At 63.1% G+C, this 23,967-nt stretch carries 21 protein-coding genes; 13 read left to right on the plus strand and 8 right to left on the minus strand.

Annotation, left to right across the window (positions count from 1 at the left end; translation table 11 throughout):
* Positions 1 to 13 precede the first annotated feature (13 nt).
* The 7 genes from H6955_19685 (at position 14) to H6955_19715 (ending at position 9,249) form a co-directional block, all read left to right on the plus strand.
* Positions 14 to 2,968 (plus strand): formate dehydrogenase subunit alpha, encoded by a 2,955-nt coding sequence (locus H6955_19685; protein MCP5315790.1) that lies wholly within the window; start codon positions 14 to 16, stop codon positions 2,966 to 2,968.
* A 13-nt stretch (positions 2,969 to 2,981) separates the two neighbouring features.
* Entirely contained in the window at positions 2,982 to 3,611 is a 630-nt protein-coding gene (locus H6955_19690) for a 4Fe-4S dicluster domain-containing protein (protein ID MCP5315791.1), read from the plus strand.
* A 125-nt stretch (positions 3,612 to 3,736) separates the two neighbouring features.
* Positions 3,737 to 4,786, plus strand: coding sequence for a formate dehydrogenase subunit gamma (locus H6955_19695; GenBank protein MCP5315792.1), 1,050 nt, complete (start codon positions 3,737 to 3,739; stop codon positions 4,784 to 4,786).
* 115 nt (positions 4,787 to 4,901) lie between these two features.
* The gene (locus H6955_19700; protein ID MCP5315793.1) at positions 4,902 to 5,546 is read left to right on the plus strand and encodes a hypothetical protein; all 645 of its coding nucleotides are present in this window, start codon (positions 4,902 to 4,904) and stop codon (positions 5,544 to 5,546) included.
* 34 nt (positions 5,547 to 5,580) lie between these two features.
* Positions 5,581 to 6,912, plus strand: a complete 1,332-nt coding sequence (locus tag H6955_19705) for a (Fe-S)-binding protein (GenBank protein MCP5315794.1) — start codon at positions 5,581 to 5,583, stop codon at positions 6,910 to 6,912.
* A 154-nt stretch (positions 6,913 to 7,066) separates the two neighbouring features.
* Positions 7,067 to 8,131, plus strand: coding sequence for a polysaccharide deacetylase family protein (locus tag H6955_19710; GenBank protein MCP5315795.1), 1,065 nt, complete (start codon positions 7,067 to 7,069; stop codon positions 8,129 to 8,131).
* A 275-nt stretch (positions 8,132 to 8,406) separates the two neighbouring features.
* Positions 8,407 to 9,249, plus strand: a complete 843-nt coding sequence (locus tag H6955_19715) for a glucosaminidase domain-containing protein (GenBank protein ID MCP5315796.1) — start codon at positions 8,407 to 8,409, stop codon at positions 9,247 to 9,249.
* Between the two features lie 15 nt (positions 9,250 to 9,264).
* Here the strand turns inward: H6955_19715 and H6955_19720 are convergent, their stop codons facing one another.
* The 5 genes from H6955_19720 to H6955_19740 form a co-directional block, all read right to left on the minus strand.
* Positions 9,265 to 9,969: a hypothetical protein gene (locus H6955_19720; GenBank protein MCP5315797.1), complete on the minus strand. Its 705-nt coding sequence runs from the start codon at positions 9,967 to 9,969 to the stop codon at positions 9,265 to 9,267.
* Positions 9,956 to 10,384 (minus strand): gamma-glutamylcyclotransferase, encoded by a 429-nt coding sequence (locus tag H6955_19725; protein ID MCP5315798.1) that lies wholly within the window; start codon positions 10,382 to 10,384, stop codon positions 9,956 to 9,958. Before H6955_19725 ends, H6955_19720 begins: the two co-directional genes overlap by 14 nt.
* 91 nt (positions 10,385 to 10,475) lie before the next feature.
* Complete coding sequence (locus tag H6955_19730; protein ID MCP5315799.1) at positions 10,476 to 11,486, minus strand: LysR family transcriptional regulator; 1,011 nt, start codon at positions 11,484 to 11,486, stop codon at positions 10,476 to 10,478.
* A gap of 294 nt (positions 11,487 to 11,780) precedes the next feature.
* A complete protein-coding gene (phbB, locus tag H6955_19735) occupies positions 11,781 to 12,527 on the minus strand; it encodes an acetoacetyl-CoA reductase (GenBank protein ID MCP5315800.1) in 747 nt (248 codons plus the stop codon).
* 96 nt (positions 12,528 to 12,623) lie between these two features.
* Positions 12,624 to 13,001, minus strand: coding sequence for a phasin family protein (locus H6955_19740; protein ID MCP5315801.1), 378 nt, complete (start codon positions 12,999 to 13,001; stop codon positions 12,624 to 12,626).
* 161 nt (positions 13,002 to 13,162) lie between these two features.
* On the opposite strand from H6955_19740, the gene H6955_19745 reads away from it, so the two are divergent.
* The 5 genes from H6955_19745 (at position 13,163) to H6955_19765 (ending at position 19,550) form a co-directional block, all read left to right on the plus strand.
* Positions 13,163 to 13,726: a DUF2889 domain-containing protein gene (locus tag H6955_19745; protein ID MCP5315802.1), complete on the plus strand. Its 564-nt coding sequence runs from the start codon at positions 13,163 to 13,165 to the stop codon at positions 13,724 to 13,726.
* 77 nt (positions 13,727 to 13,803) lie between these two features.
* Positions 13,804 to 14,295, plus strand: a complete 492-nt coding sequence (locus H6955_19750; protein ID MCP5315803.1) for a hypothetical protein — start codon at positions 13,804 to 13,806, stop codon at positions 14,293 to 14,295.
* 84 nt (positions 14,296 to 14,379) lie between these two features.
* Complete coding sequence (locus tag H6955_19755; GenBank protein MCP5315804.1) at positions 14,380 to 15,123, plus strand: protein-L-isoaspartate(D-aspartate) O-methyltransferase; 744 nt, start codon at positions 14,380 to 14,382, stop codon at positions 15,121 to 15,123.
* A 40-nt stretch (positions 15,124 to 15,163) separates the two neighbouring features.
* A complete protein-coding gene (locus H6955_19760) occupies positions 15,164 to 17,572 on the plus strand; it encodes a hypothetical protein (protein MCP5315805.1) in 2,409 nt (802 codons plus the stop codon).
* Positions 17,573 to 17,945: 373 nt separating this feature from the next.
* Positions 17,946 to 19,550: a hypothetical protein gene (locus H6955_19765; GenBank protein MCP5315806.1), complete on the plus strand. Its 1,605-nt coding sequence runs from the start codon at positions 17,946 to 17,948 to the stop codon at positions 19,548 to 19,550.
* A gap of 139 nt (positions 19,551 to 19,689) precedes the next feature.
* Here the strand turns inward: H6955_19765 and H6955_19770 are convergent, their stop codons facing one another.
* Positions 19,690 to 20,577, minus strand: a complete 888-nt coding sequence (locus H6955_19770) for an NHL repeat-containing protein (protein ID MCP5315807.1) — start codon at positions 20,575 to 20,577, stop codon at positions 19,690 to 19,692.
* A gap of 147 nt (positions 20,578 to 20,724) precedes the next feature.
* Positions 20,725 to 21,540: a transglycosylase SLT domain-containing protein gene (locus H6955_19775; GenBank protein MCP5315808.1), complete on the minus strand. Its 816-nt coding sequence runs from the start codon at positions 21,538 to 21,540 to the stop codon at positions 20,725 to 20,727.
* A 209-nt stretch (positions 21,541 to 21,749) separates the two neighbouring features.
* Between H6955_19775 and H6955_19780 the strand changes: the two genes are divergently transcribed.
* Entirely contained in the window at positions 21,750 to 23,213 is a 1,464-nt protein-coding gene (locus tag H6955_19780) for a lipase maturation factor family protein (protein ID MCP5315809.1), read from the plus strand.
* A 13-nt stretch (positions 23,214 to 23,226) separates the two neighbouring features.
* Here H6955_19780 and nfsA read toward each other — a convergent pair whose 3' ends face one another.
* Positions 23,227 to 23,967, minus strand: coding sequence for an oxygen-insensitive NADPH nitroreductase (nfsA, locus tag H6955_19785; GenBank protein ID MCP5315810.1), 741 nt, complete (start codon positions 23,965 to 23,967; stop codon positions 23,227 to 23,229).

Here is a 23,967-nt window from a genome sequence, read left to right on the forward strand (position 1 = left end):
GAGGAACACCGAGATGAAACTCAAAAAGATTTCCGATCAGGTCGATCCGGCAACCACTGAGCAGACCGACGCCCAGGCAGCGACCGGGCAGCCAGCCAGCTCGAACCGCGCGGCCGGACGCAAGCTCAGCCGTCGTGATTTCCTGCGCCATTCCGGGATTCTTGCCGGCGGCGGCGCACTGGCCACCGGCCTTGCCCCCGGCATGATGCGCAGGGCCACGGCTGCCGAGGGTGCACAGACCGGTACTGCTAAAGAGATAAGGACCATCTGTACTCACTGCTCGGTCGGTTGCGGGATAATCGCCGAGGTGAAAAACGGCGTCTGGACCGGCCAGGAACCGGCCTTCGACCATCCGTTCAATCTCGGGGCACATTGCGCCAAGGGCGCGGCGGTGCGCGAGCACGGCCATGGCGAACGCCGCCTCAAGTATCCGACCAAGCTGGTCAACGGCAAGTGGCAGAAGGTCTCGTGGGACGAGGCACTGAACGACATCAGTGGCCAGCTGACCAAGATCCGCGAGCAATCCGGACCCGATTCGGTTTACTGGCTGGGCTCGGCAAAATTCAACAACGAGCAGGCCTACCTGTACCGCAAGTTCGCCGCGATGTGGGGCACCAACAACGTCGACCACCAGGCGCGCATCTGTCACTCGACCACGGTCGCGGGTGTTGCCAACACCTGGGGCTACGGTGCAATGACCAACAGCTACAACGACATCCACAAGTCGCGCGCGATCCTGCTGATTGGTTCCAACCCGGCCGAGGCGCACCCGGTATCGCTGCAGCACATCCTCAAGGCCAAGGAGGAAAACAATGCACCGGTGATCGTGATCGACCCGCGCTTCACCCGCACCGCAGCACACGCCAACCACTTCCTGCGCATCCGCCCCGGCACCGACGTGCCGATCATCTGGGGCATGATGTACCACATCTTCAAGAATGGCTGGGAAGACAAGGAGTACATCCGCCAGCGCGTCTACGGCATGGAAGAGGTCAAGGCCGAGGTCGCCAAGTGGACGCCTGACGAGGTCGAGCGCGTCACCGGGGTACCGGAGAACCAGGTGTACGCGGCCGCCAAGGCGATGGCCGACAACCGTCCCGGCACCTTCATCTGGTGCATGGGTGGCACGCAGCACACGATCGGCAACAACAACACCCGCGCCTACTGCGCGTTCCAGCTGGCACTCGGCAATATCGGTGTATCCGGTGGCGGCGCCAACATCTTCCGTGGTCATGACAACGTGCAGGGCGCGACCGACCTCGGCGTGCTCGCCGATACGCTGCCCGGCTACTACGGCCTGGCCCCCGGTTCCTGGGGACACTGGGCTCGGGTCTGGGATCTTGATCCGGCATGGCTCAAGGGCCGTTTCGATGACGTGGCCTACGACAAGGATGGCAAGGAGTACATCGGCGAACACGGTGAGAAGGACAAGGCCGAGCACGTGATGAACACCAAGGGCATCCCGGTCTCGCGCTGGATCGACGGCGTGCTCGAGAACAAGGATGCGATCGCCCAACGTGACAACGTGCGCGCGATGTTCATGTGGGGGCACGCACCCAACTCGCAGACACGTGGCCCGGAAATGAAAAAGGCCATGGAAAAGCTCGACCTGCTGGTCGTTGTCGATCCCTATCCGACCGTTTCGGCCGTCATGCACGATCGCACCGACGGCGTCTATCTGCTGCCCGCGTGTACGCAGTTCGAGACCTACGGATCGGTGACCGCCTCCAACCGCTCACTGCAATGGCGCGACAAGGTGATCGAGCCGCTGTTCGAATCCCTGCCCGATCACACCATTATGTACAAGCTGGCGAAGAAGCTCGGCTTTGCTGATGAGTTCACCAAGCACATCGCGGTCACCAACGACGAGCCGCTGATCGAGGACATCACGCGTGAGTTCAACCGCGGCATGTGGACCATCGGCTATACCGGCCAGAGCCCGGAACGGATGAAACTGCACCAGCAGAACTGGGGCACCTTCGACTACACCAGCCTCAAGGCCGAGGGCGGACCGGCCGACGGCGATTTCTATGGCATGCCCTGGCCGTGCTGGGGTACTGCAGAGATGAAACACCCCGGCACGCCCAACCTCTATGACACCAGTGTGCCGGTGGCCGAAGGCGGCCTGACCTTCCGCGCCCGCTTCGGTGTCGAGCGCAACGGTGTCAGCCTGCTTGCTGATGGTAGCTATTCGGCAGGCTCCGAGATCAAGGACGGCTATCCCGAGTTCACCGCCGACCTGCTGAAGAAGCTCGGGTGGTGGGACGACCTGACGGATGCCGAGAAACAGGCCGCCGAAGGCAAAAACTGGAAGAACGACCTGTCCGGCGGCATCCAGCGCGTCGCAATCAAGCATGGTTGCGCCCCGTTCGGCAATGCCAAGGCACGCACCGTGGTCTGGACCTTCCCCGACCCCGTGCCGGTGCACCGTGAGCCGTTGTACACCAACCGCCGCGACCTGGTGGAGAAGTACCCGACCTACGAAGACCGCAAATCGTTCTGGCGCCTGCCGACCCGCTATGGGTCGATCCAGGCCAAGGACTACTCGCAGGAGTTCCCGATCATCCTCACCTCGGGGCGGCTGGTCGAGTACGAGGGTGGCGGCGACGAGACCCGGTCGAACCCGTGGCTGGCCGAACTGCAGCAGGACATGTTCGTCGAGATACACCCGCGTGATGCCAACAATGCCGGCATCAAGGATGGCGAAGACGTGTGGATCGAGAGCACGGAGGGCGCCCGCATCAAGGTCAAGTCCCTGGTCACCCGACGCGTTGCCGCCGGGGTCGCGTTCACGCCTTTCCATTTCGGCGGTCACTTCCAGGGCAACGACCTGCGCAGCAAGTACCCTGCGGGTGCCGATCCCTTCGTACTGGGCGAGGCCTGCAACACCGCGTTCACCTATGGATACGACTCGGTGACGCAGATGCAGGAAACCAAGTGCACCCTTTGCCGCATCATCAAGGCTTGAGGAGAACCCAGACATGGCCAATATGAAGTTCTACTGCGACGCGGAACGCTGCATCGAGTGCAATGCCTGTGTCACCGCCTGCAAGAATGAAAACGAAGTCCCCTGGGGTGTGAACCGCCGCCGCGTGGTCACGATCAAGGACGGCGAACCCGGCGAACGCTCGCTGTCGGTTGCATGCATGCACTGCGCCGATGCGCCGTGTGCCGCTGTCTGCCCGGTCGACTGTTTCTACACCACGGAAGACGGCGTGGTGCTGCACGACAAGGACATCTGTATCGGGTGCGGTTACTGTTTTTATGCCTGCCCGTTCGGTGCGCCGCAGTTCCCGAAGGCCGGGGCATTCGCGTCGCGCGGCAAGATGGACAAATGCACCTTCTGCGCCGGTGGCCCGAAAGAGACCGGCAGCGCCGAGGAGCACCGCATGTACGGGTCCAACCGACTGGCGGAAGGCAAACTGCCGCTGTGTGCCGAGATGTGTTCGACCAAGGCACTGATCGCCGGTGACGCCGACGTGGTGTCGGATATCTACCGCAGACGCGTGGTCAACCGCGGCGCCTCGGTGCTCGATTGGGGGGTCAACTACGACAAGGCCAGCCTTCGCGCACCCCAGAGCGTGAAAGGCAAGGCGAGCAGCGACGGCTGATCGGCATGACAAAAACGGGTTGTCGGACGATGGGTGTCCGGCAACCCGTATTTCGAACCGACGCTTGCCTGTGGACCTTGCAGGTGACCGTTCGACAATCATCCGCCCAATCGAGGACCTAGGCGATGCGTGCAACTCAACCGCGCGGCATGATCGGGATAGTCACCACCCTGGTACTTCTCGGTTGCCTGTTCGTCGCGCTGCCGGTATCCGCTGCACCGGACACCCCCGCCAATCCGATCATGGTGCCGAATCCCGGCACCGACCTGTGGAACGCAGTGCGTCAACGCCAGGGTCAGATGGCGGGCAACACCCAGGCACGCGGCGTCGATGCGGGCGTGCTGATCAACCGTAGCGGCGAAGACTTCCGCCAGTACCGCCGGCACGAGTTCATCGGTGCCGCAGGCTGGTTCATTGCCGGAACCGTAGGTGTCATTCTGCTGTTCTTTCTGATCCGCGGCCGGGTGCGGATACCGGATGGACGGTCGGGACGCAAGATCCGGCGGTTCGTCGAGTACGAGCGCATCGTGCATTGGCTGACTGCGGCACTGTTCGTATTTCTCGCGGTGACCGGACTGACGCTGTTGTTTGGCCGCTTCGTGATCTTGCCGGTATTCGGTGCCGAGGCGTTCGGTGTGATCGCCAGCGCATGCAAGGAAGGCCACAACCTGTTCGGGCCACTGTTTCTCGTCTCCATTCTACTACTGTTGTTTCACTGGGCCGCGCAGAACCTGCCTGCCCGCGGCGACCTCAAGTGGCTGATCAAGGGCGGCGGCATCATCGGAAAGGCACATGTCACTGCCGGCTTCTTCAACGCGGGCGAAAAGATCTGGTTCTGGTCGGTCATGGTGCTGGGCCTGGCCGTCTCGATCAGCGGCCTGGTACTGATCTTCCCGACTCTCGGCCAGCCACGCGACATCATGCAGCTTGCCCTCTTCGTCCACGGTATCGCTGCGGTCCTGTTCATTGCCGGCTCGTTCGGCCATATCTACATCGGCACCATTGGCACCGAAGGCAGCCTCGAAAGCATGACCACCGGCTATGTGGATGAGAACTGGGCCGAGGCACACCACGACCGCTGGCATGCAGAGGTAAAGAACCAGCCGCAACCGCCGGCGCACGAAAGTGCCGGCTCTGACCGGGTCCCACTCCAGCCATCGACACGGAAGGCATGAAGAAGACACTGCATTTCCATCACCGCACCAGCGGCTCGCCGGCGTCGAACCGCTCCTGCCACGCGTTCGATCGGCACGGACCTTGGCACACAGCAAAACGAGAGGGAGATCGGACATGAGCTTTGCCGAGATCGTCGATGGTCCTTTCTGGTACTTTTCGGCAACGGTGTTCGTGATTGGCGTCCTGTGGCGCCTGGTCGGGATGCTGAACATGGGCAGCAAGACCGATTTCAGCACACCACGCAGCTCCGGGAGCGCCGCCGCGCTCAGCATCAACATCACGCGGTTCTTCCCACGCGCCGACTTCTGGTCACGTATCCGGTTACAGGTGGTTGCCGGCTACCTGTTCCATGTGGGCCTTTTTGCCCTGCTGTTCTTCGCCGCCCCGCACATCGAGTTCTACCGTGAGTACGTGACGGGTTTCGGTTGGGTCGCGCTACCCGAATGGGCCTTCATCCTGGTCTCGGAGATAGCCTTCCTTGGCCTGATGCTGCTGATCCTGCATCGGATGCTCAACCCGGTTACCCGCGCGATCTCGGACCGCGGCGACTATATCGGTTCGATTCTGATTTTTCTCGTGATGCTGACAGGCTGTCTCGCCCTGGCAAGGTCGCACGAGGTATTGCGCGTCACACATTTCTTTCTTGCAGAACTGCTGCTGGTGTATTTCCCTTTCAGTGCACTGATACATACCTTCACCTTCCCGTTCAGCCGTGGCTTCATGGGGGCACACTACGGCCGGCGTGGTGTCAAAGTCTGAGCACGACGAAGCATCAACCTAAAGGAACTGGATCATGGCCATCGATATGAATGTCTTCCGCGGGTTTGCCGAGCAGATCAAGATGCTCCCGCAGATGGCCAGACCGACGGACTGCCCGGACAATGAGCGGGTCAAGCATGCAAAGGCCATCTTCTCGACGAAGATCGATGCGTCCAATGCCACCCAGCTCGAGTCCTGTGTGCACTGCGGACTGTGCGCCGAGGCCTGCCAGTTCTACATCCAGACAGAAGACCCCGAGCTGACCCCGATCCACAAGCTCGACCTGCTGAAGCGTTACTACCGCCGCGAAAAGGCGCCGCTGCGCTGGTTGCATCGGCTGATCGAACCGGACATCACCGAGGCCGACCTCGAGGCCACCCAGCATCTGGTATACGAATCCTGTACCGAGTGTGGCCGCTGTGGTCTGGTCTGTCCGATGGGCATTGATATCGCCGCGATGGTGCACGTCACCCGCGAAGGGCTGGCTCACGCCGGCCTGATACCCGCCGGCCTGCGTGCCGTCGAGCAGGAACAGGGCAGTCGCGGGACGGTATTCGGTGTCGGACCCGACCAGCTGCGGCAGGCCGCAGACGAACTGCGCGCCAAGGGACACGAGGTGCCGATCGACAAGGACAAGGCCGACGTCCTGGTGCTCACATCGACGATCGATGTGTTGTTGTTCAAGGATGCGCTGGAGGCCACGGTCAAGGTGATGAACCACCTGGGTCTGGACTGGACCATTCACAGCTGCGCCTTCGAGGGCGCCAATTTCGGCCTGCTTTCAGGTTACTCCGAGGTCCAGAAGTCCGCGTCCGAACGCATCACCAGCCAGGCGATCGCCCTGGGTGCCAGGATGGTCATAGTGCCCGAGTGCGGACACGCCTATCCGGCATTGCGCTGGGCGGGCGCCAATGCGCATGGTGCCCCCCTGCCCTTTGAGGTGATGGCCCTTTCCGAGTTTCTCGGCCGCGAAGTCATGGCAGGACGTCTGCAGCTGAACCCGATCGGCGCCGACAAACATGTCACCTATCACGATCCCTGCAAGATCGGACGCCATGGCGGTGTGTTCGACGAACCGCGTGCAGTGCTGCAGGCGCTCGGCGTCGATATGCGCGAGATGCCCAGCAACCGGACGGCAAACTTCTGCTGTGGCGGTGGCGCCGGCCTGTTCGTGATGGAAAAGGCCGAGCCGATGCGCAATGCCGCCTTCGATCTCAAGCGCCAGCAGGTCGAGGCGACCGGCGCCGGCTCCGTGGTCACCGCCTGTGGCAGCTGCCGCATCAACCTGATGGCGGGCGCCGACCGCACGCATTGGGGTACCCGCATTGAGAGTTTGGTCGAGTTGGTTGGCGATAACCTAAAATAAGCCTCCGGGCATCTCGTCATTTTGCCTGGTGAGGCACGACGATCCATTTTGAGGGCGCTGCGGCGCCCTTTTTTGTGCATGCCCCCGTCCGATCGCATCGAAGGCGCAATGCCCGTAAGATGCGCCGTTCCAGTCAACCTCGTATGCCTATCCGATGTACCTTCGCTTCGCGTCGTTCGCCGCGCTCCTGCTCCTGGCAACATCCTCCAGGGCGGCCGATCACTGTGTCGTGCTGCAGTACCACCATATCGACGAACACACACCGGGCATCACGAGCGTGACGCCGGAACAGTTTCAACAACATCTCGACTACCTGCTGACCCACGATCATGTGGTCATGTCGTTGGACAAGGTGGTCGCCGCATTGCGCGACGACCTCCCCCTGCCCGACAGGTGTGTCGCGTTGACCATCGACGACGCCTACGTCTCCGCGTACACCGAGGCCTTGCCCCGGGTCGTCCGTTATGGTTACCCGTTGACGGTGTTTGTCGCCACCGAGCCTGTCGATCAGGGCCTGCCCGGCTACCTCAGCTGGGCGCAGATGCGCGAGATGCAGGCCAAAGGTATCCATTTCGCAAATCACAGTCACAGCCACGCTCACCTGATACGCCGGGGCGACGCCGAGCCGACGGACGACTGGGAACAACGCGTCGCCGCCGACATCCAACTGGCGCAGAACCGCCTGCGAGAAGAACTGGGCGAGACGCCTGCACTCTTTGTCTATCCCTACGGCGAATACAACAAGGCACTGAAACGGATCGTCACGTCGATGGGACTCACCGCGTTCGGGCAGCAGTCGGGACCTGTCTGGCGCCAGGCCGATTTTGCGGCACTGCCACGTTTTCCAATGGCCAGTCTGTACGCCGGGATGCGCACCTTCCCAAACAAGGTGGGGAGTCTGCCATTGCCGATCACCGGTGCCTTTCCCGACGAGCCGGTCGTGCCGCTCGACGAATGGCATCCACGGCTCACGCTGGTCTTTACACCGGACCTCGCCAACCCGCAGCAACTGAACTGCTTCTTCAACGGCAGCCCGGAAGTGAGTTATGAATGGTTGGACCAACCGCGCAATGCCGTGGTGGTCACCCCGCGAGGTCGGCTCAATGTCGGCCGAAATCGCATCAACTGCACCCTGCCGATCGGCACCGACGGACGCTTCGGTTGGTACAGCCATAACTGGATCCGACGACATCCGGACGGCAGTTGGTATAGCGAATAAACTTGAACAATATTCTCTAACATACTGTTTTTATGAACTCCAACAAGAATGAAGTTCACAAATCGGCATTAGTTTATTAGCTTTTTCTTATTTTCATGTACCATGCCTCGAACGATGACTGATCCTCGCGGGGCCCTATGCAACCGCTGTCCAATTTCGCGGTATGGCTGATCTTGCTCACGGGTGCCGGCGCGGCTTCCGCATTTTCTCCCTATTACGCCGGTGCGGCTCATGCACCTCGAGCCACGGCCCCTCTATACCGGTATCGCCATCCCATGCCACCGGCAGTACGGCCCACCCTGTACCCGGTGCCGGCCTATGCCCATCGTGGCTACGTGCCGCCGGCGGCCTATTTCGCGCCGCGGACACCAATGCCGGTCACCACACCGGCCAAGCCGCAGGTCCCATCGGCCGTATCGACGGAGGCGGCAGACGCGCCAACTGCGCCCCCCGGCGACAGTGCTGCGACCGGCGATGCGAAGTCGGCCTTCGTCGAGCGACTGCTCCCATTGATCGAGACCGAGAACCGCCGGCTGCTAAGACTGCGCGGGCGGCTCGTCCAACACTTCGCCAAGTTGGAACGCGGGCAATCGCCCACTGCCGAGGAGCGCGAGCACATCGACGAGTTGGCCACGGCCTATCGGGTGGACGGCGACCCTCTGGAGGATGCCGATGCGCGCAGCGCACTACTGGAACGGGTCGACGCATTGCCGGTCTCGCTGGCCCTGGCGCAGGCTGCCAACGAGAGTGCCTGGGGCAAATCCCGTTTTGCGCGCGAGGGTAACAACCTGTTCGGAATCTGGACCTACGACGAGACCAAGGGGATGGTGCCACGCAAGCGCGCTGCCGGGAAACGTCACCTGGTACGCCGATTCGACACCGAGGCCGAATCGGTGCGCTACTACATGCACACCCTCAACAGCCATCCCGCATACGCCGAACTGCGCGCGCTGCGTGCCGGTCAACGGGCCAAAGGGCAGCCACTCGACGGCGAACAACTGGCCGGTGGACTGGAGCGCTATTCGGCAAAGGGCGAGGAGTACGTACGTCTCATTCAGGCGATGATCCGTCGCTTCGACCTCGCGACCTACGACCAGGCCGCACGCACCAGTGCGTGAATCCCGGCACGCCCCTCATCCCTCGCCCGGCGCGCCGGCCTCGGTACACGCGAGAATGTCGTCCAGGTAGGCGAGCCGCCTCAGCGACAGCCCGATCTTCTCTTCGAGTTCATAGTCGCGCTCGCCTCCCAACAGGTGCAGCATGTCTTCGAAAAAGAACACGTAGAAACTGTCGATGAAACGCACCTGGCGCTGATTGTCCATCACCAGGTTGTCCAGGCCGTACAGATCGATCACACGCGGGTTTGGCCCTGAGCGCCAGCGTCGCGCAACATCGACGAAACGTGCGAGTTGTGCCCGGGCGAGCGGATACTCGCGCAACAGACCGATCGCCTCTTCACGGTTCGCGGGATTGGCGATGTTGAACCAGACATTCACGGCGCGCGCGAGCACGAACAGGTTTGGGCTGCCCTCGATGCAGGTCATAACGAACAGCGCCTCGGGGACGATCTCGCCGAGTGCATCTCGCAGCATACGGTATTGACGGGCGAGGATCCGCGCATCCGCGAAATCGTGTCCGTCTTTCGGATACTTGACGACGAACTCCGTGTAGCCGTCGGTGACCTCGGAGAGTGATTTGCGCGAACTGCGCCAGACCCGGCAGTGATTGCCGGTCGTCGAGATCAGCGCCGCACGCATGCCTTCGCCGTCGAGGCAGTCCACGGCGAGCGCCGGGCGGTCCTCCTCCTGTCCGGCCGCCAGCTGCTCAGCGTCGCTCATCGTCGACAGAGATCGCGCGGAACCCGGCATAGTCGGTCAGGAAGCGGCCTTTGGCACGCTCCGCGAACGCCTGCAGCGACCATTCCTCGGTACTCAACAGGTGCGTGAATGCGGGGTCCAGGACATAGGTTTCGGCAGGGCACGAGCGCGCGCCGACCTGCACTTCAACCGCCATGCGTCGATAGAAATCGCCCTCGAACGCATCCAGTGCCGCGATCTGCGCAGGCTGCAGGCCACGGTGCAGCAGGCCTTCGACCTGGCCACGGACGTCCGGAACGATCGCCGGATAGACTTCGCCTCGCAGCCGCCACCGCCGGTAGTCGCGCAGCACGGCCGATTGGGGTCGGCCGGTGTGCCCACAAACCCGATGCATCACCTCGGCCACCATCAGCGTGCCATACACAAACAGGTCCATCAGCGCACCACGCCACGCACCACCCGTGTTTGTCCACCACGCCGCCATGATGCCACGCCGCCGGTGCGGCCGCACGGCACCCGTCCGCACCTTAGTCGAGATCGTCGATGTTCCTCGGCACGTGGCGCGGATCGAGCTCGTTCGGATCCACGACCTCTTCGCGACTGTGCGCCACCGCGAGCTTGTACGGGAGCTTGCACTCCAGGGTCGACATCGCATCGAGGAACGCCTGTGCCGGCGGCGTCAGGTAGCGCCCCTTGCGGGTGACCGCACCATAGGTCCTTCGTGGAAAGTAATCCTCCAACGGAATCACGGCGAGTCGCTCCTTGCCGGTCAGGCAGATCTCGTTGACGATCGAGATCCCCATCCCCTGCTCGACGTAGCGCTTGATCACCTCCCAGCCACCGGCTTCGAGCACCACGCTGTACGGCACGCCGTGTTGTTCGAATACCAGATCGACCGTGCGCCAGTGGTTGAGCTGGCGAGGTGGCAGGATCAATCCGTGCGGACTGATCTCTTCCAGCGTGACCTTGGCGCGTCGTGCCAGCGGGTGATCGAGCGGAACGATCAACACCTGCTCGAACGAAAACAAGGGCTTGTACTCGAGGTCGGCCTGTCCCTCGACCATCGGTCCGACGGCAAAATCCGCCGCGTCCGACCGCAGCTTCGCGAGGCCGTCGCGGCCGGTCTCGTTCAGCAGTTTGATGTGAATGCCGGGGTGACGTTCCTTGAAACAGGATACGAACTCCGGCAGCAGGTAGAGGATCGTCGATTCTCCGGCGACGATCGTCAGCTCGCCGGTATCCAGGCGACCGCTCTTGCTGGCGAAGGTCTGCGCGAGGTTGTCGATGCCTTCCAGCAAGGGCTTGGCAATCTCGTACAACAACTCACCATCCGGGGTGATGCGAATCTGCGGTCCGTGGCGTTCGAACACGATGATATCGAGTTCACGCTCCAGCGCCTTGATCTGCAGGGAAATCGTCGGCTGGGTCAGAAACAGCTTCTCCGCGGCACGCGAGATGTTCTTGGTCTCGACGGTCTTGCAGAACGCGCGCAGCTGTTTCAGGCGGTTCTGTTTGTAACTCGGGGGTGAAATGCTCATAAACACTCCGTCCTCGTCGGGTGCCGGGAGCCATTGTGTCCTTACAGCAACGCTGTGCTCAGCGAGGGACCCCGGCGCCGGGTGCAGTTTTTATACGCGGCTCACAGCATTGAGAACCACGGGTATCTGCGTCGTCTTACCATACCCTAGTCGAAAAAAACCGCAGGACTCCGCGAACTTCGACGATTTTCGATGCGCGCGATCGCAACGAAAAAAAACGGGCGCCGATGAGGGCGCCCAAGCTTGAAGCAGAGGGGGCAGAATCCTCTGCCAGGAGGGTATGGGGGCACGCTTTCAATGGCTGGTGAAAAGACCGCCATTGACCGGGATATTGGCGCCCGTGGTGTAGCTGTTGCCTTCGCTCGCCAGCCAGGCGACCACGTTCGCAATCTCCTCAGGCGTACCCATGCGACGCATCGGCACGCTGTTGACGATCGACTTCAGTACGTCTTCCGGCATCGCTTCCGTCATCGCGGTCGAGATGTAACCCGGTGACACCGTGTTCACAGTGATCCCCTTGGCTGCCGTCTCCAACGCCACGGCCATGGTGAAACCGTGCATGCCGGCCTTGGCCGCCGAGTAGTTCGATTGGCCGAACTGGCCACGCTGGCCATTGACCGAGGCGATATTGACGATACGTCCCCAACCCTTGTCCAGCATGCCGTTGATCACGTGCCGCGTTACGTTGAACGCGCTGTCCAGGTTGGTCGAAAGCACCGCTTTCCAGTTCGCTTCCGACATCTTTTTCAACGTACCGTCGCGGGTGATCCCGGCGCAGTTCACCAGGATGTCGACCGCGCCATGTTCGGACACAATGTCCGCGACCGCGCGTTCGCAGTCCTCGAAGCTGGTGACGTCGACCGGCATCAGCCCGATCGCGCAGCCATCGGCTTTCATCTGTTGCTGCCACGCCTCGGCGGCGTCCTTCTCGGGCGGGAAATACCCGGCGACAACGGTATGTCCCTGATTGGCCAGTTCGCGGCAGATCGCGGATCCGATCCCGCCGTTACCGCCGGTGACAAAAGCAACGCGTTTGGTCATTCAATTGCTCCGCTATGGTGGTTGTTCTGTTAATCGTATGGCGAGCAAGAGCCATCGACGGGGCGGCAGCGCATGCCACCCCGCCAGAGGACGGCCTCAGGCCGCCTTTTTCTTCGCTACCTGGCCGGCTTTTTCGACGCTCGCGGTGGTGTACTTGACGGCCTCTTCCACCATACCGGTCAGCTCTTCACGTACGCTGGACAGCATCTCCGCGGTATCGCGCAGGTTCGCCAGGAACTTCTCGTTGCAGCCCTTGACCAGCTCGCTCTGTGCGGCCATCGCGGACTTGTAGTCCTTTGCCGAGGCCAGCACTTCGTACTGTTTGGCGCTCGATTCCATGCACTCGTTCAGAACGGCGGCCTGCTTGTTGGCCAGCTGTTCGAAGGTGCGCATGTTCAGTTCACCCAGGCGCTTGGCCGAGGCGAAGAAGTTTGCATTGAACTGATTTACCATTTCGAGAATTTCGTTTTGCATGACAGTATCTCCGGGTTGTTGGGGGGCACTGGATTTGTGCGGTGCAGCATTGTTGCACTGCACAATATCGGTCATTTGAGGGGTTTGTCAAGGCCTTCGACCGAAAAATTTTGTGCATCGCAGCAATTTTCGCATATCCATTTGATTACCAGCAGGTTTTTATGCCACTTCCACCCCCGGAAAAGCGCCATCTGGTGCATACGCGAGAGATCGTGTGCCGCGGCTACCGCCGCGACGACGAACTCTGGGACATCGAAGGCAGCCTGGTCGATACGCGCACCGAGGAGATGGAGACCTTCGGTCGGGGGCGGATCGAGCCCGGTGAGCATCTGCACGAGATGTGGCTGCGCATGACGGTCGATTCGGAACTGACGGTGCATGCGATCGAGGCCAAGACGGTGCACGCCCCCTACCCGCCCTGTCCGCATTTCCCGAACCGGTTCGGCAAGCTCGTCGGCGAGCGCATCGAGCCCGGGTGGACCGCCAAGGTCCGTTTGCTGCTCGGCGGACGCTGGGGCTGCACGCACCTGGTCGAATTGCTGGGGCCGCTTGCGACTACCGCGGTCCAGACCGTGTATGCGTGGCGCGGCGAAGCCGGGGCCCACATCGACGACAGCGTCGCCCCGCCACCCGATTTCATCAACACCTGCCACACCTTCGCCGAAGGCAGCGAGGTCGTGCGCCGACTCTGGCCACAGCTGAAGTCGAAAAAAGATCAAGACTGATCAGCGGCTGCACCGCCGCGTCGACAGGGAGCTGCACGCGATGGGGCTGTGCAGCGATGCCGGCCGGGTGCAAACTGGTGTCGCGCGACGATGCATCTGCGTTCGGCAGGGTTCGGCGAGAGGTCAGCGACGTGACACCGGGGTTTCTTGCGATCGAGACACACAAGCGTCACGCCGGACTCGTGCGGCTGACGATCAGTGACCGTGTGCCGCAAACCGGGCCGACGGCCGACCCGACGCAGCGGACGCGCTACATCGCTCGGTTCGACGATAGCGATGCCGCGCTGATGCATGCCCATGAACGGATGAAACGGCGCCTGGTCGACGCCGACAGCCATCTGTACCGGGTGCCGCTCGAACGAGCGGTTGCGGCGATCGAGTCGATCGACCTGCGTCACCGTCAGATCTATCTCGATCCCACGTTGGAGCGCGAGCAACTCGCGACGATCGAACAACTCGCCGTCCGTTATCGAAACCGTCGGCGGCGTCTGGACCGGCTATTCCGGACCCTCGGTTACATCGGCGTCGGCATACTGATACTCAATCTGTTGACGTTCTCACTTGCCTGAGCCCTTGCCGCCCCCATCGCGCGCTTATCGCTGCATCGAAAGCGATGCATAATGAATGCACAAGGTTGAACGAGCGGGATCCCGATGCGCTTTGGAAATGTTCTGTGGCGCGTGTGGGTCGCGTGGTTGATCGGGCTGATCAGCCACACTGCGGCGTACGGCGAATCGCCGCAGGCACAGGCCGCGCGCGCATTGTGGGCCGGGGTCGAACAGCAGATCGCAGCCGGCCGCGACGAATTCGGTATCGACAGCCTGTCGCCTGCAGTGCGTGCCGCTTTGGGGGCCGTGCCGCGCGATCAGTTCGTGCCTCCGGATCAGCGTCGCTTCGCCTACGAGAACCGCCCGCTGCCGATCGGCTACGGTCAGACCATTTCGCAACCGCTGATCGTCGCATTGATGACCGAGCTGCTGCAGGTCGAGGACGGTGATCGCGTCTTTGAACTCGGTACCGGCTCCGGCTACCAGGCAGCGGTCCTGGATGCCTTGGGCGCGCGGGTCTACTCTGTCGAAATCGTCCCCGAGCTGGGAAAGCGTGCGCGTGCCACGTTGGACCAACAGGGCCACTCGGCGGTCGAGACGCGCATCGGTGACGGTTATTTCGGTTGGGAGGAAGCGGCCCCGTTCGATGCGATCATCGTCACTGCGGCCAGCGACCATATACCACCGCCGTTGATTCGCCAGCTCAAGCCCGGCGGTCGTATGCTGATTCCGGTCGGCAGCCGTTTCGTCACTCAAAAGCTGGTTTTGGTGACACGTGACAGCGGCGGAATGGTGCGGACCCGCGAGCTCCTGCCGGTCGTGTTCGTGCCACTCACCGGGAGCCATTGAACCCATCGACACGCCGCTGCACGAACAGACCGGTCGCGATTTGCCGCCGACCGCCGTCCCACTGGCCGCGATCGCGCTGATCTCGGCCAGTGCCCTGGCCTACGAGATCCTCCTGACGCGCATTTTCGCGATCGTGCACTGGCATCATCTGGTTGCCATCGCGATCAGCCTCGCCCTGCTCGGTTACGGCGCGAGTGGTTCTGTGCTCGCGGTCGCGGGCGCCCGACTCAGAGTGCATTTCGCCGCCGCATTTGTCGGCAACGCCCTATTGTTCGCGGTGAGCACGTTGGCTTGCGTGACCATTGCGCAGCAGCTGCCATTCGATCCGCAGGCGCTTGCCTGGGACTATCGTCAGATCTTCTATCTGGCCGCCCTGTTCGCGGTGCTCGCGTTGCCTCTGTTTGCCGCGGCGAACTGTATAGGCCTCGCGCTGTGGCGGTTCCCGGAACGCATCCCGCAGCTGTACGCCTACGACTTGATCGGCGCCGGGGCCGGCGCGGTCGTGCTGCTGGTCATTCTGGCGATGCTGCAACCCGCGACGGCCTTGTTCGTCACCTGTGTCGGCGGACTGCTGACCGCCGTGGGCGCGGCCATCCGACTGCGCTGGTACCCCGGCCCGGTCACACTGGTGGCCACAGCGATCGCCGGCGGTGTGTTGCTCAATGGACTGCCCGACGTCCAACCGGCGCCTTACAAAGACCTCGCGCGCAGTCTCGACGCCTACGGCGCCGAGTTGGACAGTACCTCAGCCGGTGTCGCCGGAGTCGTGCAGGTGGTACGCAACGAGCAGGTTCCATTGCGCCATGCACCGGGCATGAGTCTGCAGGCAGTTCAGCTTCCCCCGCCGCAGCAGGCGGTCTTTGTCGATGGCGATGCGGCGGGCGTGCTCGGCGATTACCGCGACGAGTTCGGTACCCAGGCGTATTTCCGGCAGCTCGCGGCCGCGCTGCCGTTCACGCTGCGCGAGGGCCCCATCACCGCCGTGTTCAATGCAGGGGTCGGCGAAGGCGTCGCGCGCGCACTTGCGCTGGGTGCCTCGAAAGTGACGGCTGTGGAGCCCAACCCGCAGTTGCCAACGCTGGCCTGTGGTACCTACCGACTCGATTCGGCCGCCGTCTGTGGGGATCGCCTGGTCGACTGGCAGACACAGTCGCCGCGTGCCTACCTGGCGGGCGAGGCAGGGACCTTCGATCTGATTGTGCAGAGTGTCGACGCAGACGCCAGCGGGGTTGCGGCATTCAAGGTCGATTTTGACCTCACGACCGAGGCCTTCGTGACCTATCTGCGCCATCTCACGCCGCGCGGCGTACTCTCGATAGATGGCCCGACCCGGGTACCGCCGCGCCTGTCGCTGCGGCTGCTGTCGACTGCACGCGATGCCCTGCTGGCTTCCGGCGTACGCCAGCCCGCTCGACACCTGGCGATGATCCGTGCCTGGCAGCGCTTCGTGCTGCTGGTCTCTCAGGCGCCGTTGAGTGCCGCCGACCAACAAGGGATCCGTCACTTCGCCGCGACACGCGGTTTCGACCTGGTCTGGTTGCCGGACATGCATGCCACCGAGGCCAACCGCTTCCAGGTGTTGAATGAGCCCCAGTTCTTCAACGGTGCCGCAGCGATCCTCGACCCGGCGCGGGCGACCAAAGCCCTGCCGGACCGGTTTCGCATTGAACCCGCCACCGACAACCGTCCCTATCCACTGCGTTTCACGCGCTGGTCAGAGGCATTGGTGGCGATACGCGACGGCGGCGGTGAGCAGCTTGCGAGTGTCGACACCGCGCTGCTGATCGGCATGGTGACCCTGTTGCTCGCAGCGGTCGCGAGCTCGCTGCTGATCCTGCTGCCGTTGTCCCTGTTGCCCCGTCCGGCGTCGGGCCGTGCCACGACCTGGCTGCGTGTGCGCACGGTGTTGTACTTCGGCGTCCTCGGGTTCGCCTTCCTGTTTCTCGAACTCGCCTGGATCGAACGCCTGCAGCTGTTCCTCGGGCATCCGGTCTACGCCACCACCGCGGTGCTCGCCGCGCTGCTGGTATTCGCCGGTCTGGGCAGCCGCTGGTCGCAACGACGCAGAGACGCAGACCACGGTCGGACATTGCACATCGCGGTATTTGCGATCCTGGCGATCAACATCGCGTTCCTCGGCTGGCTGCCGACGGTGCTGGAGCAGTTCGCCGGGGCATCGATCGCGGCACGCATCGCCATCGTGTTGGTCATGCTGGCGCCGATCGCGTTCGCGATGGGGATCCCGTTCCCGATCGGCCTTCGCCATCTCGCTGGCACGGCCGATGCACTGGTGCCCTGGGCCTGGGGAATCAACGGCTGCGCCTCGGTCATCAGCGCCGCCGCCGCACCGTTGCTGGCACAAGAAATCGGTTTCACCGGTCTCAGCATCGTGGCGACTGCGGGGTACCTGTCGCTGCCGCTGCTGCGCGGTCGGGACCGCGAAGATTGAATGCGCAACCACTCTGGCTGCGACATGGATTTGGAATGACGCACGTCAAGTTGCCGAACTGTTACACCCCTGAAACATTCGGGAAACATTATGCTTACCTATAGGAGGCGTGCGGCCGGCCACCCCTTTGTTGGGCAGACTGCGTTGTACCGCCATGGAGTTTATGGCAACTGCCTATCCGGCTCCCGCCGTATCGGATCCGGGCTAACCCGGCGGCCGGCACGCCGTCTCCTTTCGATCCGGGGACGACCGCGGATCGGAGATCAAGAAGAATACCGATGCCCGTTCGGTGAGACCCGAACGGCTCCGCTGCCGAGGACTCAAGACATAGGCCACGGAAGCACCCGGCAGTTTCTGCAGGGAGGGCGGTGTCATGTTAGTCAAGACATTCCTAATTCCCATCACGTTGCTGTGCGCTGTGAGCGCGAGCTTGGCGCTGGCGGCACGACCACCGGATGTAGGGCCGGGGGATCACGGCAACGAAACGCCGGACTACGGTGATCTGTTCATCCTGTACCGGGACCCGTCCGGTATCCCGATCCTCGACCTCAACGACTGTCAGCAACCGATCGCGTCACCGGCGCTGTCGTCAAGCGACTGCCCGGAATGTACCGTGCTCGGTGATGGCAGCTTGTTGTTGCCGGTCGATCCTGCGACCTGCGCCGTGGTCGGCGAATACGCACCCTTCACCCAGGAAGTCGACTTCGGTCGCATCAACGAGGTGCGTGCGCCGGATTCGGTGCTCGAACAGCAACTGGACGACGTGACCATCAAGCTGGCTACAGCGGGTTGTGTCACGCTCGACCCGGCCGGTCGGCTGGTCACCAGCAGCCTGGTCGACGGTGTGATAGTGAACAGCGAGATCGACTCGCCACTACAGAACATCGCGATCTATGAAAAGCTGATGCGTGAAGGCAGTCTGGGAGATGGACTGGCGTTGCCGGCCAGCTGGATCGACATGGCCGCACGGTCACTCGGTGCAGCAGCAGACAAGACCGGTGCCATCGGCGTCGACATGGTCGTCTACCTGAACGACTTCCTCGGTCTGACCGACGAATCACGACCGGCGATGCTCGACAGAGTCTGCATCAACGTACGACAGGAGGTCACCGGTGAGGTCCGGTATGTGCGCAAGTGCTTCCTCGACTACAGCCTGTACGGCTATGACCGAGGGCAGAACTTCATGACGCTCCCGGCCCCGCCGTACATCCCTGGCAACACGCCGCAGGCTGGCTGGTTCGAGTACCTGGCGGTGGTGTTCAACACCGATCCGGTGTTGTTCGAGATCGCACAGGGACCGATCGTCGATGCCGTACCGGCGCTCTGGTCGCCGGGCCCGCCGACGAGCGACATCGGGGCATTCGCCACGGCAGCCGACGACACACGTGCGGTGATCGAGTTCATGCACAACTGGCCGGTCCCGGGTGACTACGCGACATTGGTTCCGTGTGGCGCGGTCGAGGTCGATTACTACGACGTTTCGATCAGCGCAGAATCCGGCCTGCAGGTGCCCAAGCGCATGGTCGCCGGCACCGAGGGTCGCGAAGGCACCGTGACCGTGCAGAACAGCGGTCCGGCCGAGGCCTCCGGGACCGTGATGGTGGTCGGTGTCGATTCGGACGGTAACCGGATCGGGCCGCTGTATGCGATGCAGAGCGGCGTTCCGACAACCACCGAGCTGTTTGTCATGCCCGAGCCGTTCACGCTGCAGGCGGGTTACAGCATGAGCTGGACCTTCTTCTTCAGCATGGACTATGCGACCGAGATCACCTGGACCGCCACGGTTCAGGCTCCGCTCGATGCCAACACTGGCAACAACCAGGTCACTTCAGTGACCACCGTTACCGGCTCGAAAGGCGGTGGTGGTGGCGGTGGTGGCCACAGCGTTGACGGTGACGGCGAGTCGACCGGTGACCACACCGGTGGAAGTGGCGGCGGTCGCGGTAGTGGAAATGGCAACGGAGGCGGCAGACGTTGATCGACCGATGACGTTTGCCTGGTAACCGGGTCAGGGGTGGCCGCAGGGTTGCCCCTGACCGTCGTCGCAGCGCGCAGCGGTGCGCACCTGAGCCGTCCCAACCCGTCCTTACAGCGGACGTCTCGGCGCGTCGTCGCGGCTATTGCGCGGATCCAGCCTCATCCGGCACCTCGAACCCGTAGACGACGACCCTGTCGTTGCCGGAGTCCGACAGCCACAGCGTATCGCCGCGGCTCTCGACCCCCTCCGGCGTCGTGAACACACCGGGCCCCCGTCCCCGTCTGCCATCGCCGATCCGCCCCAGCAACCGGCCACCGGCACCGATCAACTTCACCGAATGGTTGTTCTTGTCGGCGGCAACAATACTGCCATCGGGTAGCACGTCGAGGTAACGGACACCGCTGAAGTCGTACGGCGGACCGCGCAACTCCGCGACGATCTCGAGTGCCTGGTTGAGTCGCAACAGGCGATCATTGCCGGCGTCCGCCAGCCAGATATCACCGTTTGGCGCGAGTTCCAGATCGTGCGGTGCCGACAGGCCGCGCAGTTCGTGCACCACCCGTCCGTCGCGGAACGCGACCACGTTGTTCGACCACGCACCCGCGGCATACAGCATGCCGTTCGGATGCACCAGAACGCCCTCAGGTCCCGCCAGGCGTTCACGCAACTCGCCGACGAGCGTCCCGCGCGTGCCCTGCATCGAGAAGATAGCGATCCGGCCGTTGTGGGTGTCGGCCACGTACAAGCGGCCATCGTCATCGAAATCCAGATCGTGCGTACCGTCCAGTTGGTCATCGCCAAATGCATCGACCAGCGCGAGGGTCTGCGCGTCGAGTACCACGACGCGCCCGGTACCGACATCGGCGACGTACAGATGGCGTCCATCAGGGGACAGCTTGATGTCGTGCGGATTGGACAGCGGGGTGGTACTCGCCTGCCGCATCTGGTATCGCCAATCGGCACCGTCCGCGTCACAACGCGGTACCGGCACGGCGAACGCCAGAACAAGGAGGATCAGACTCGTCAATCGGTACCCGGACACGGCCACACCCCGCTCATCGCCACGCACAGGCGATGCTGCAAACCTAGTCCATCGGACGCTCTGGTAGGTGCGGATTACGCCTGGAATCTGCGCGGGAAAACGGACGGCCTGGGCGACGCTGTCCGGCCCTTGTCAGGCCGCCGCACCGGTGTAGCGGGCCAGGATCCGCCGTACGTACTGAACGGTCTCGGCGAAAGGTGGTACGCCACCGTGCCGCTCCACAGCGCCCTCTCCGGCGTTGTACCCGGCCAACGTAAGGCGGATATCACCATCGAAGCGCTGCAGCAGCCAGCGCAGATAGGCCATGCCGCCGCGCAGATTCTGGATCGGCTCGAACGGGTCCTTCACACCGAAGCGGCGCGCGGTGGCCGGAATCAGCTGCATCAGTCCCAGCGCGCCCTTGTGCGATCGCGCCCGCGGATTGAAATTCGACTCGGCCCGCACCACCTCGAGCACCAGTGCCGGATCCAGGTCGTACTGAGGCGCCATCTCATAGATCGCGGCGATCAGTTCGCCGCGCTTGGCATCGGTGATCTGCAGATCGGTATCGTCACGGCCCACACAGCTCGGCGGCTCGCGTCGGACCTCGGCCAGGCTCTCGACCAGTCGCGCCGGAGGTTGTTCGCCCAGGCGCAGCGCGCGATCCAGCCACCCCGCCGCGAGACCGTCGTTGCGCGTCACGTCACGGCCCTGGAAATACAGCCACGCCAGCTCGTAGGCGGCGCGACCGTCGCGGCGATGCGCCGCGGCGCACAGATAGACCACCGCGCGGTCGGCGTCGCGCGTGACGCCCTCGCCGTGCAGATAGTTGAGACCAAGCTCGGTCAATTGCGCAGCGGTCAGACGCTCAGCAGCCACACCCTGCGACACCGAGAGCGCGACTGTCAGGCACAGCAGCAGGTAAAGAACCGGGCCGCCTGACTTTTTTCCTTGATTTCTCGGCAACATGCAAGATGTCGAGCAGGTTGTATGCCAAGCACTCAAACCGCGTTGAATCTCAGGCAGTTAGCACCGACCAGAGTTAAAGTGAAGTATCAAGATGTAAATTTCATGGACACCCGCTGCGCGAAACAAGCTGGCATCTCGGGAAAACCCTAGCTTGATTAGTGTTTAATCAACTGGTTCTATTCCAATATCGCCCCAACCGACGATCCGCCGTGCGCCTGCTGCGTCCCGTTGAATGGTTTACCTGGCTCCTGGAGCCGGACGATCGCTACCTGGCCACGAGCAGGCTGTTCCTGCGCCTGATGGCGCTGATCTACCTCGCCGCGTTCGTCTCCGCCGCACTCGAGATCACGGGACTCGTCGGCCAGGACGGCATCCTTCCGGCCGGTGATTACCTCGCACAACTTGAGCAACGCTTTGGCACGGCGGCCTGGGTACGTTTCCCGACCCTGTTCTGGCTCGATCACAGCGACATGGCCCTGTCCGCGGCGAGCTACGCCGGATGCCTGTTCGCGGTGTTGCTGTTGATCGGCTGGCGGCCACTGCTGACGAGCATCGTGCTGTTCGTGCTCTACCTGTCGCTGTTTCGCACCGGGCAGCTGTTTTTCAACTTCCAATGGGACTACCTGCTGCTGGAGGCGGGCTTCCTGGCGATCTTCCTCACCGGCGGTCCGAACCGCCTGCTGGTGTTTCTGTTTCACTGGCTGCTGTTCCGTCTGCGCTTCCTGTCGGGACTGTCGAAGCTGCTGAGTGGCGACCCGAGCTGGGCCGACCTCACGACCCTGCGCTATTACTTCGAAACTCAGCCGCTGCCGCACATCGGTGGCTGGTACGCGCACCAGTTGCCGGACTGGCTGCTGCGCGCCGGCACCGGTTTGACCCTGTTCGTCGAGCTCGTGGTGCCGTTCTTCATCTTCCTGCCACGGCCGTTCCGCCTGTTCGCCGCGTTTGCGACCATCCTGATCCAGCTGCTGATCATCGCTACCAGCAACCACAACTTCATCAATCTGTTGACCATCGCGCTGTGCCTGTTCCTGCTCGACGACCGGGCGTTGCGGCGTTTCGTGCCGGCCTGGCTGAGCGGCACTGCGGCGCTGGCCTCGGCGCGCGGCCTAATGACGGCGCTGTTGCCGTTCGTCGCCGCGGCCCTGGTGCTGGCCGGCGGTGCCTCGGCCTACGACCTGATCAGCGACAGCCGCGCGCAACGCGCATGGAATGCCCCGCTCGGGTGGGTGCAGGGATGGGGCCTGGGCAACGTCTATCACGTGTTTCCCACGATGCAGACCGAGCGACAGGAGCTCATCGTGCAGGGCAGCAACGACGGCCGGGAATGGCGTACCTACACCTTCCGGTACAAGCCGGACAGTCCCAGCGACTACCCACGTTTCATCGTTCCGCTACACCCGAGGCTCGACTGGATGATCTGGTTCGTGCCGTCACAGAACCCGGCGATGCGTCCCTGGTTCGAGCGCTTCCTGTGGCAGCTAGGCCGCAACTCGCCCAGTGTCACCGGATTGCTGGCGCACAACCCGTTCCCGGATGCCGGACCGCGTTACCTGCGCGTGCTCGCGTACCGCTACCGCTTCAGCACCCCGCAGCAGCGCGCCCGGACCGGGCAGGTCTGGCAGGCCGAGTACCTTGGCCTATTCCCTGCGGTGCCACCGCGGATACCCTGAACTGGCCCGCCCATCAGCGCAGGAAGAAGCCGCGTTCGCGCAGGAATGCCAACATGTGTTCGCGTTTCTTGCCCTGCATTGCGCCTGCGACCGCCGTACTCCAGTCACTGAGTTTGACGTTGCTGCCGCGGCCCGCGTAGTAGGCCGCCATCTGCGCATCGTATTGCGCGACGCGCTGCGGCGGCGGATCGCGGTAGCTGTCCTGATGCAGCACCAGGTCGACCGGCATGCGCGGCTTAACCGGGTTGTCTTCGTCGGGCCACCCCAGGCACATCCCGAATACCGGCACGACCCGATGCGGCAGCGCGAGCTGCTCCACGACCACCTGCGGATCGTTGCGGATGCCGCCGATGAAAACACCACCGAGTCCCTGCGACTCCGCGGCGAGCAATACGTTCTGCGCCATCAATGCCACGTCCACGATCGCTGCCAGCGCGTGCTCGCTGAACCCTTCGAGTTCGCCCTTGCCGGCACGTTCGCAGGCGGCATTGATGCGCCGCAGATCGGCGCAGTACACCAGGAACTCGGCCGCCTGCTCGATCCACGCCTGTCCACCGGCCGCAGCGGCGATTGCCGCGCGGGCTGCCGGCCGGGTCACGCGGATCACCGAATAGGCCTGGATGAAACTCGACGTCGCGGCCGCCTGACCGCAGCTGATCAGGGATTCCAGTTGCCCCGGCTCAAGGGGCCTCTGCTGGAACCGGCGCACCGAACGGTGGTGTCGCTGCAATTGTTGTGTCGGGGTGTCCTGCAT

It is taken from the genome of Chromatiaceae bacterium (genome assembly GCA_024235395.1).
Lineage (GTDB): Bacteria > Pseudomonadota > Gammaproteobacteria > Chromatiales > Chromatiaceae > Thiosocius.

What these genes read in the sequence shown, in the direction of transcription:
- H6955_19685 (MCP5315790.1), top strand. Translation starts at nt 14, where the DNA reads ATGAAACTCAAAAAGATTTCCGATCAGGTCGATCCGGCAACCACTGAG.
- H6955_19705 (MCP5315794.1), top strand. Translation starts at nt 5,581, where the DNA reads ATGGCCATCGATATGAATGTCTTCCGCGGGTTTGCCGAGCAGATCAAG.
- H6955_19765 (MCP5315806.1), top strand. Translation starts at nt 17,946, where the DNA reads ATGTTAGTCAAGACATTCCTAATTCCCATCACGTTGCTGTGCGCTGTG.
- H6955_19740 (MCP5315801.1), bottom strand. Translation starts at nt 13,001, where the DNA reads ATGCAAAACGAAATTCTCGAAATGGTAAATCAGTTCAATGCAAACTTC.
- H6955_19745 (MCP5315802.1), top strand. Translation starts at nt 13,163, where the DNA reads ATGCCACTTCCACCCCCGGAAAAGCGCCATCTGGTGCATACGCGAGAG.
- nfsA (MCP5315810.1), bottom strand. Translation starts at nt 23,967, where the DNA reads ATGCAGGACACCCCGACACAACAATTGCAGCGACACCACCGTTCGGTG.
- H6955_19715 (MCP5315796.1), top strand. Translation starts at nt 8,407, where the DNA reads ATGCCACCGGCAGTACGGCCCACCCTGTACCCGGTGCCGGCCTATGCC.
- H6955_19690 (MCP5315791.1), top strand. Translation starts at nt 2,982, where the DNA reads ATGGCCAATATGAAGTTCTACTGCGACGCGGAACGCTGCATCGAGTGC.
- H6955_19755 (MCP5315804.1), top strand. Translation starts at nt 14,380, where the DNA reads ATGCGCTTTGGAAATGTTCTGTGGCGCGTGTGGGTCGCGTGGTTGATC.
- H6955_19725 (MCP5315798.1), bottom strand. Translation starts at nt 10,384, where the DNA reads ATGGACCTGTTTGTGTATGGCACGCTGATGGTGGCCGAGGTGATGCAT.
- H6955_19700 (MCP5315793.1), top strand. Translation starts at nt 4,902, where the DNA reads ATGAGCTTTGCCGAGATCGTCGATGGTCCTTTCTGGTACTTTTCGGCA.
- H6955_19695 (MCP5315792.1), top strand. Translation starts at nt 3,737, where the DNA reads ATGCGTGCAACTCAACCGCGCGGCATGATCGGGATAGTCACCACCCTG.
- phbB (MCP5315800.1), bottom strand. Translation starts at nt 12,527, where the DNA reads ATGACCAAACGCGTTGCTTTTGTCACCGGCGGTAACGGCGGGATCGGA.
- H6955_19775 (MCP5315808.1), bottom strand. Translation starts at nt 21,540, where the DNA reads ATGTTGCCGAGAAATCAAGGAAAAAAGTCAGGCGGCCCGGTTCTTTAC.
- H6955_19710 (MCP5315795.1), top strand. Translation starts at nt 7,067, where the DNA reads ATGTACCTTCGCTTCGCGTCGTTCGCCGCGCTCCTGCTCCTGGCAACA.
- H6955_19730 (MCP5315799.1), bottom strand. Translation starts at nt 11,486, where the DNA reads ATGAGCATTTCACCCCCGAGTTACAAACAGAACCGCCTGAAACAGCTG.
- H6955_19720 (MCP5315797.1), bottom strand. Translation starts at nt 9,969, where the DNA reads ATGAGCGACGCTGAGCAGCTGGCGGCCGGACAGGAGGAGGACCGCCCG.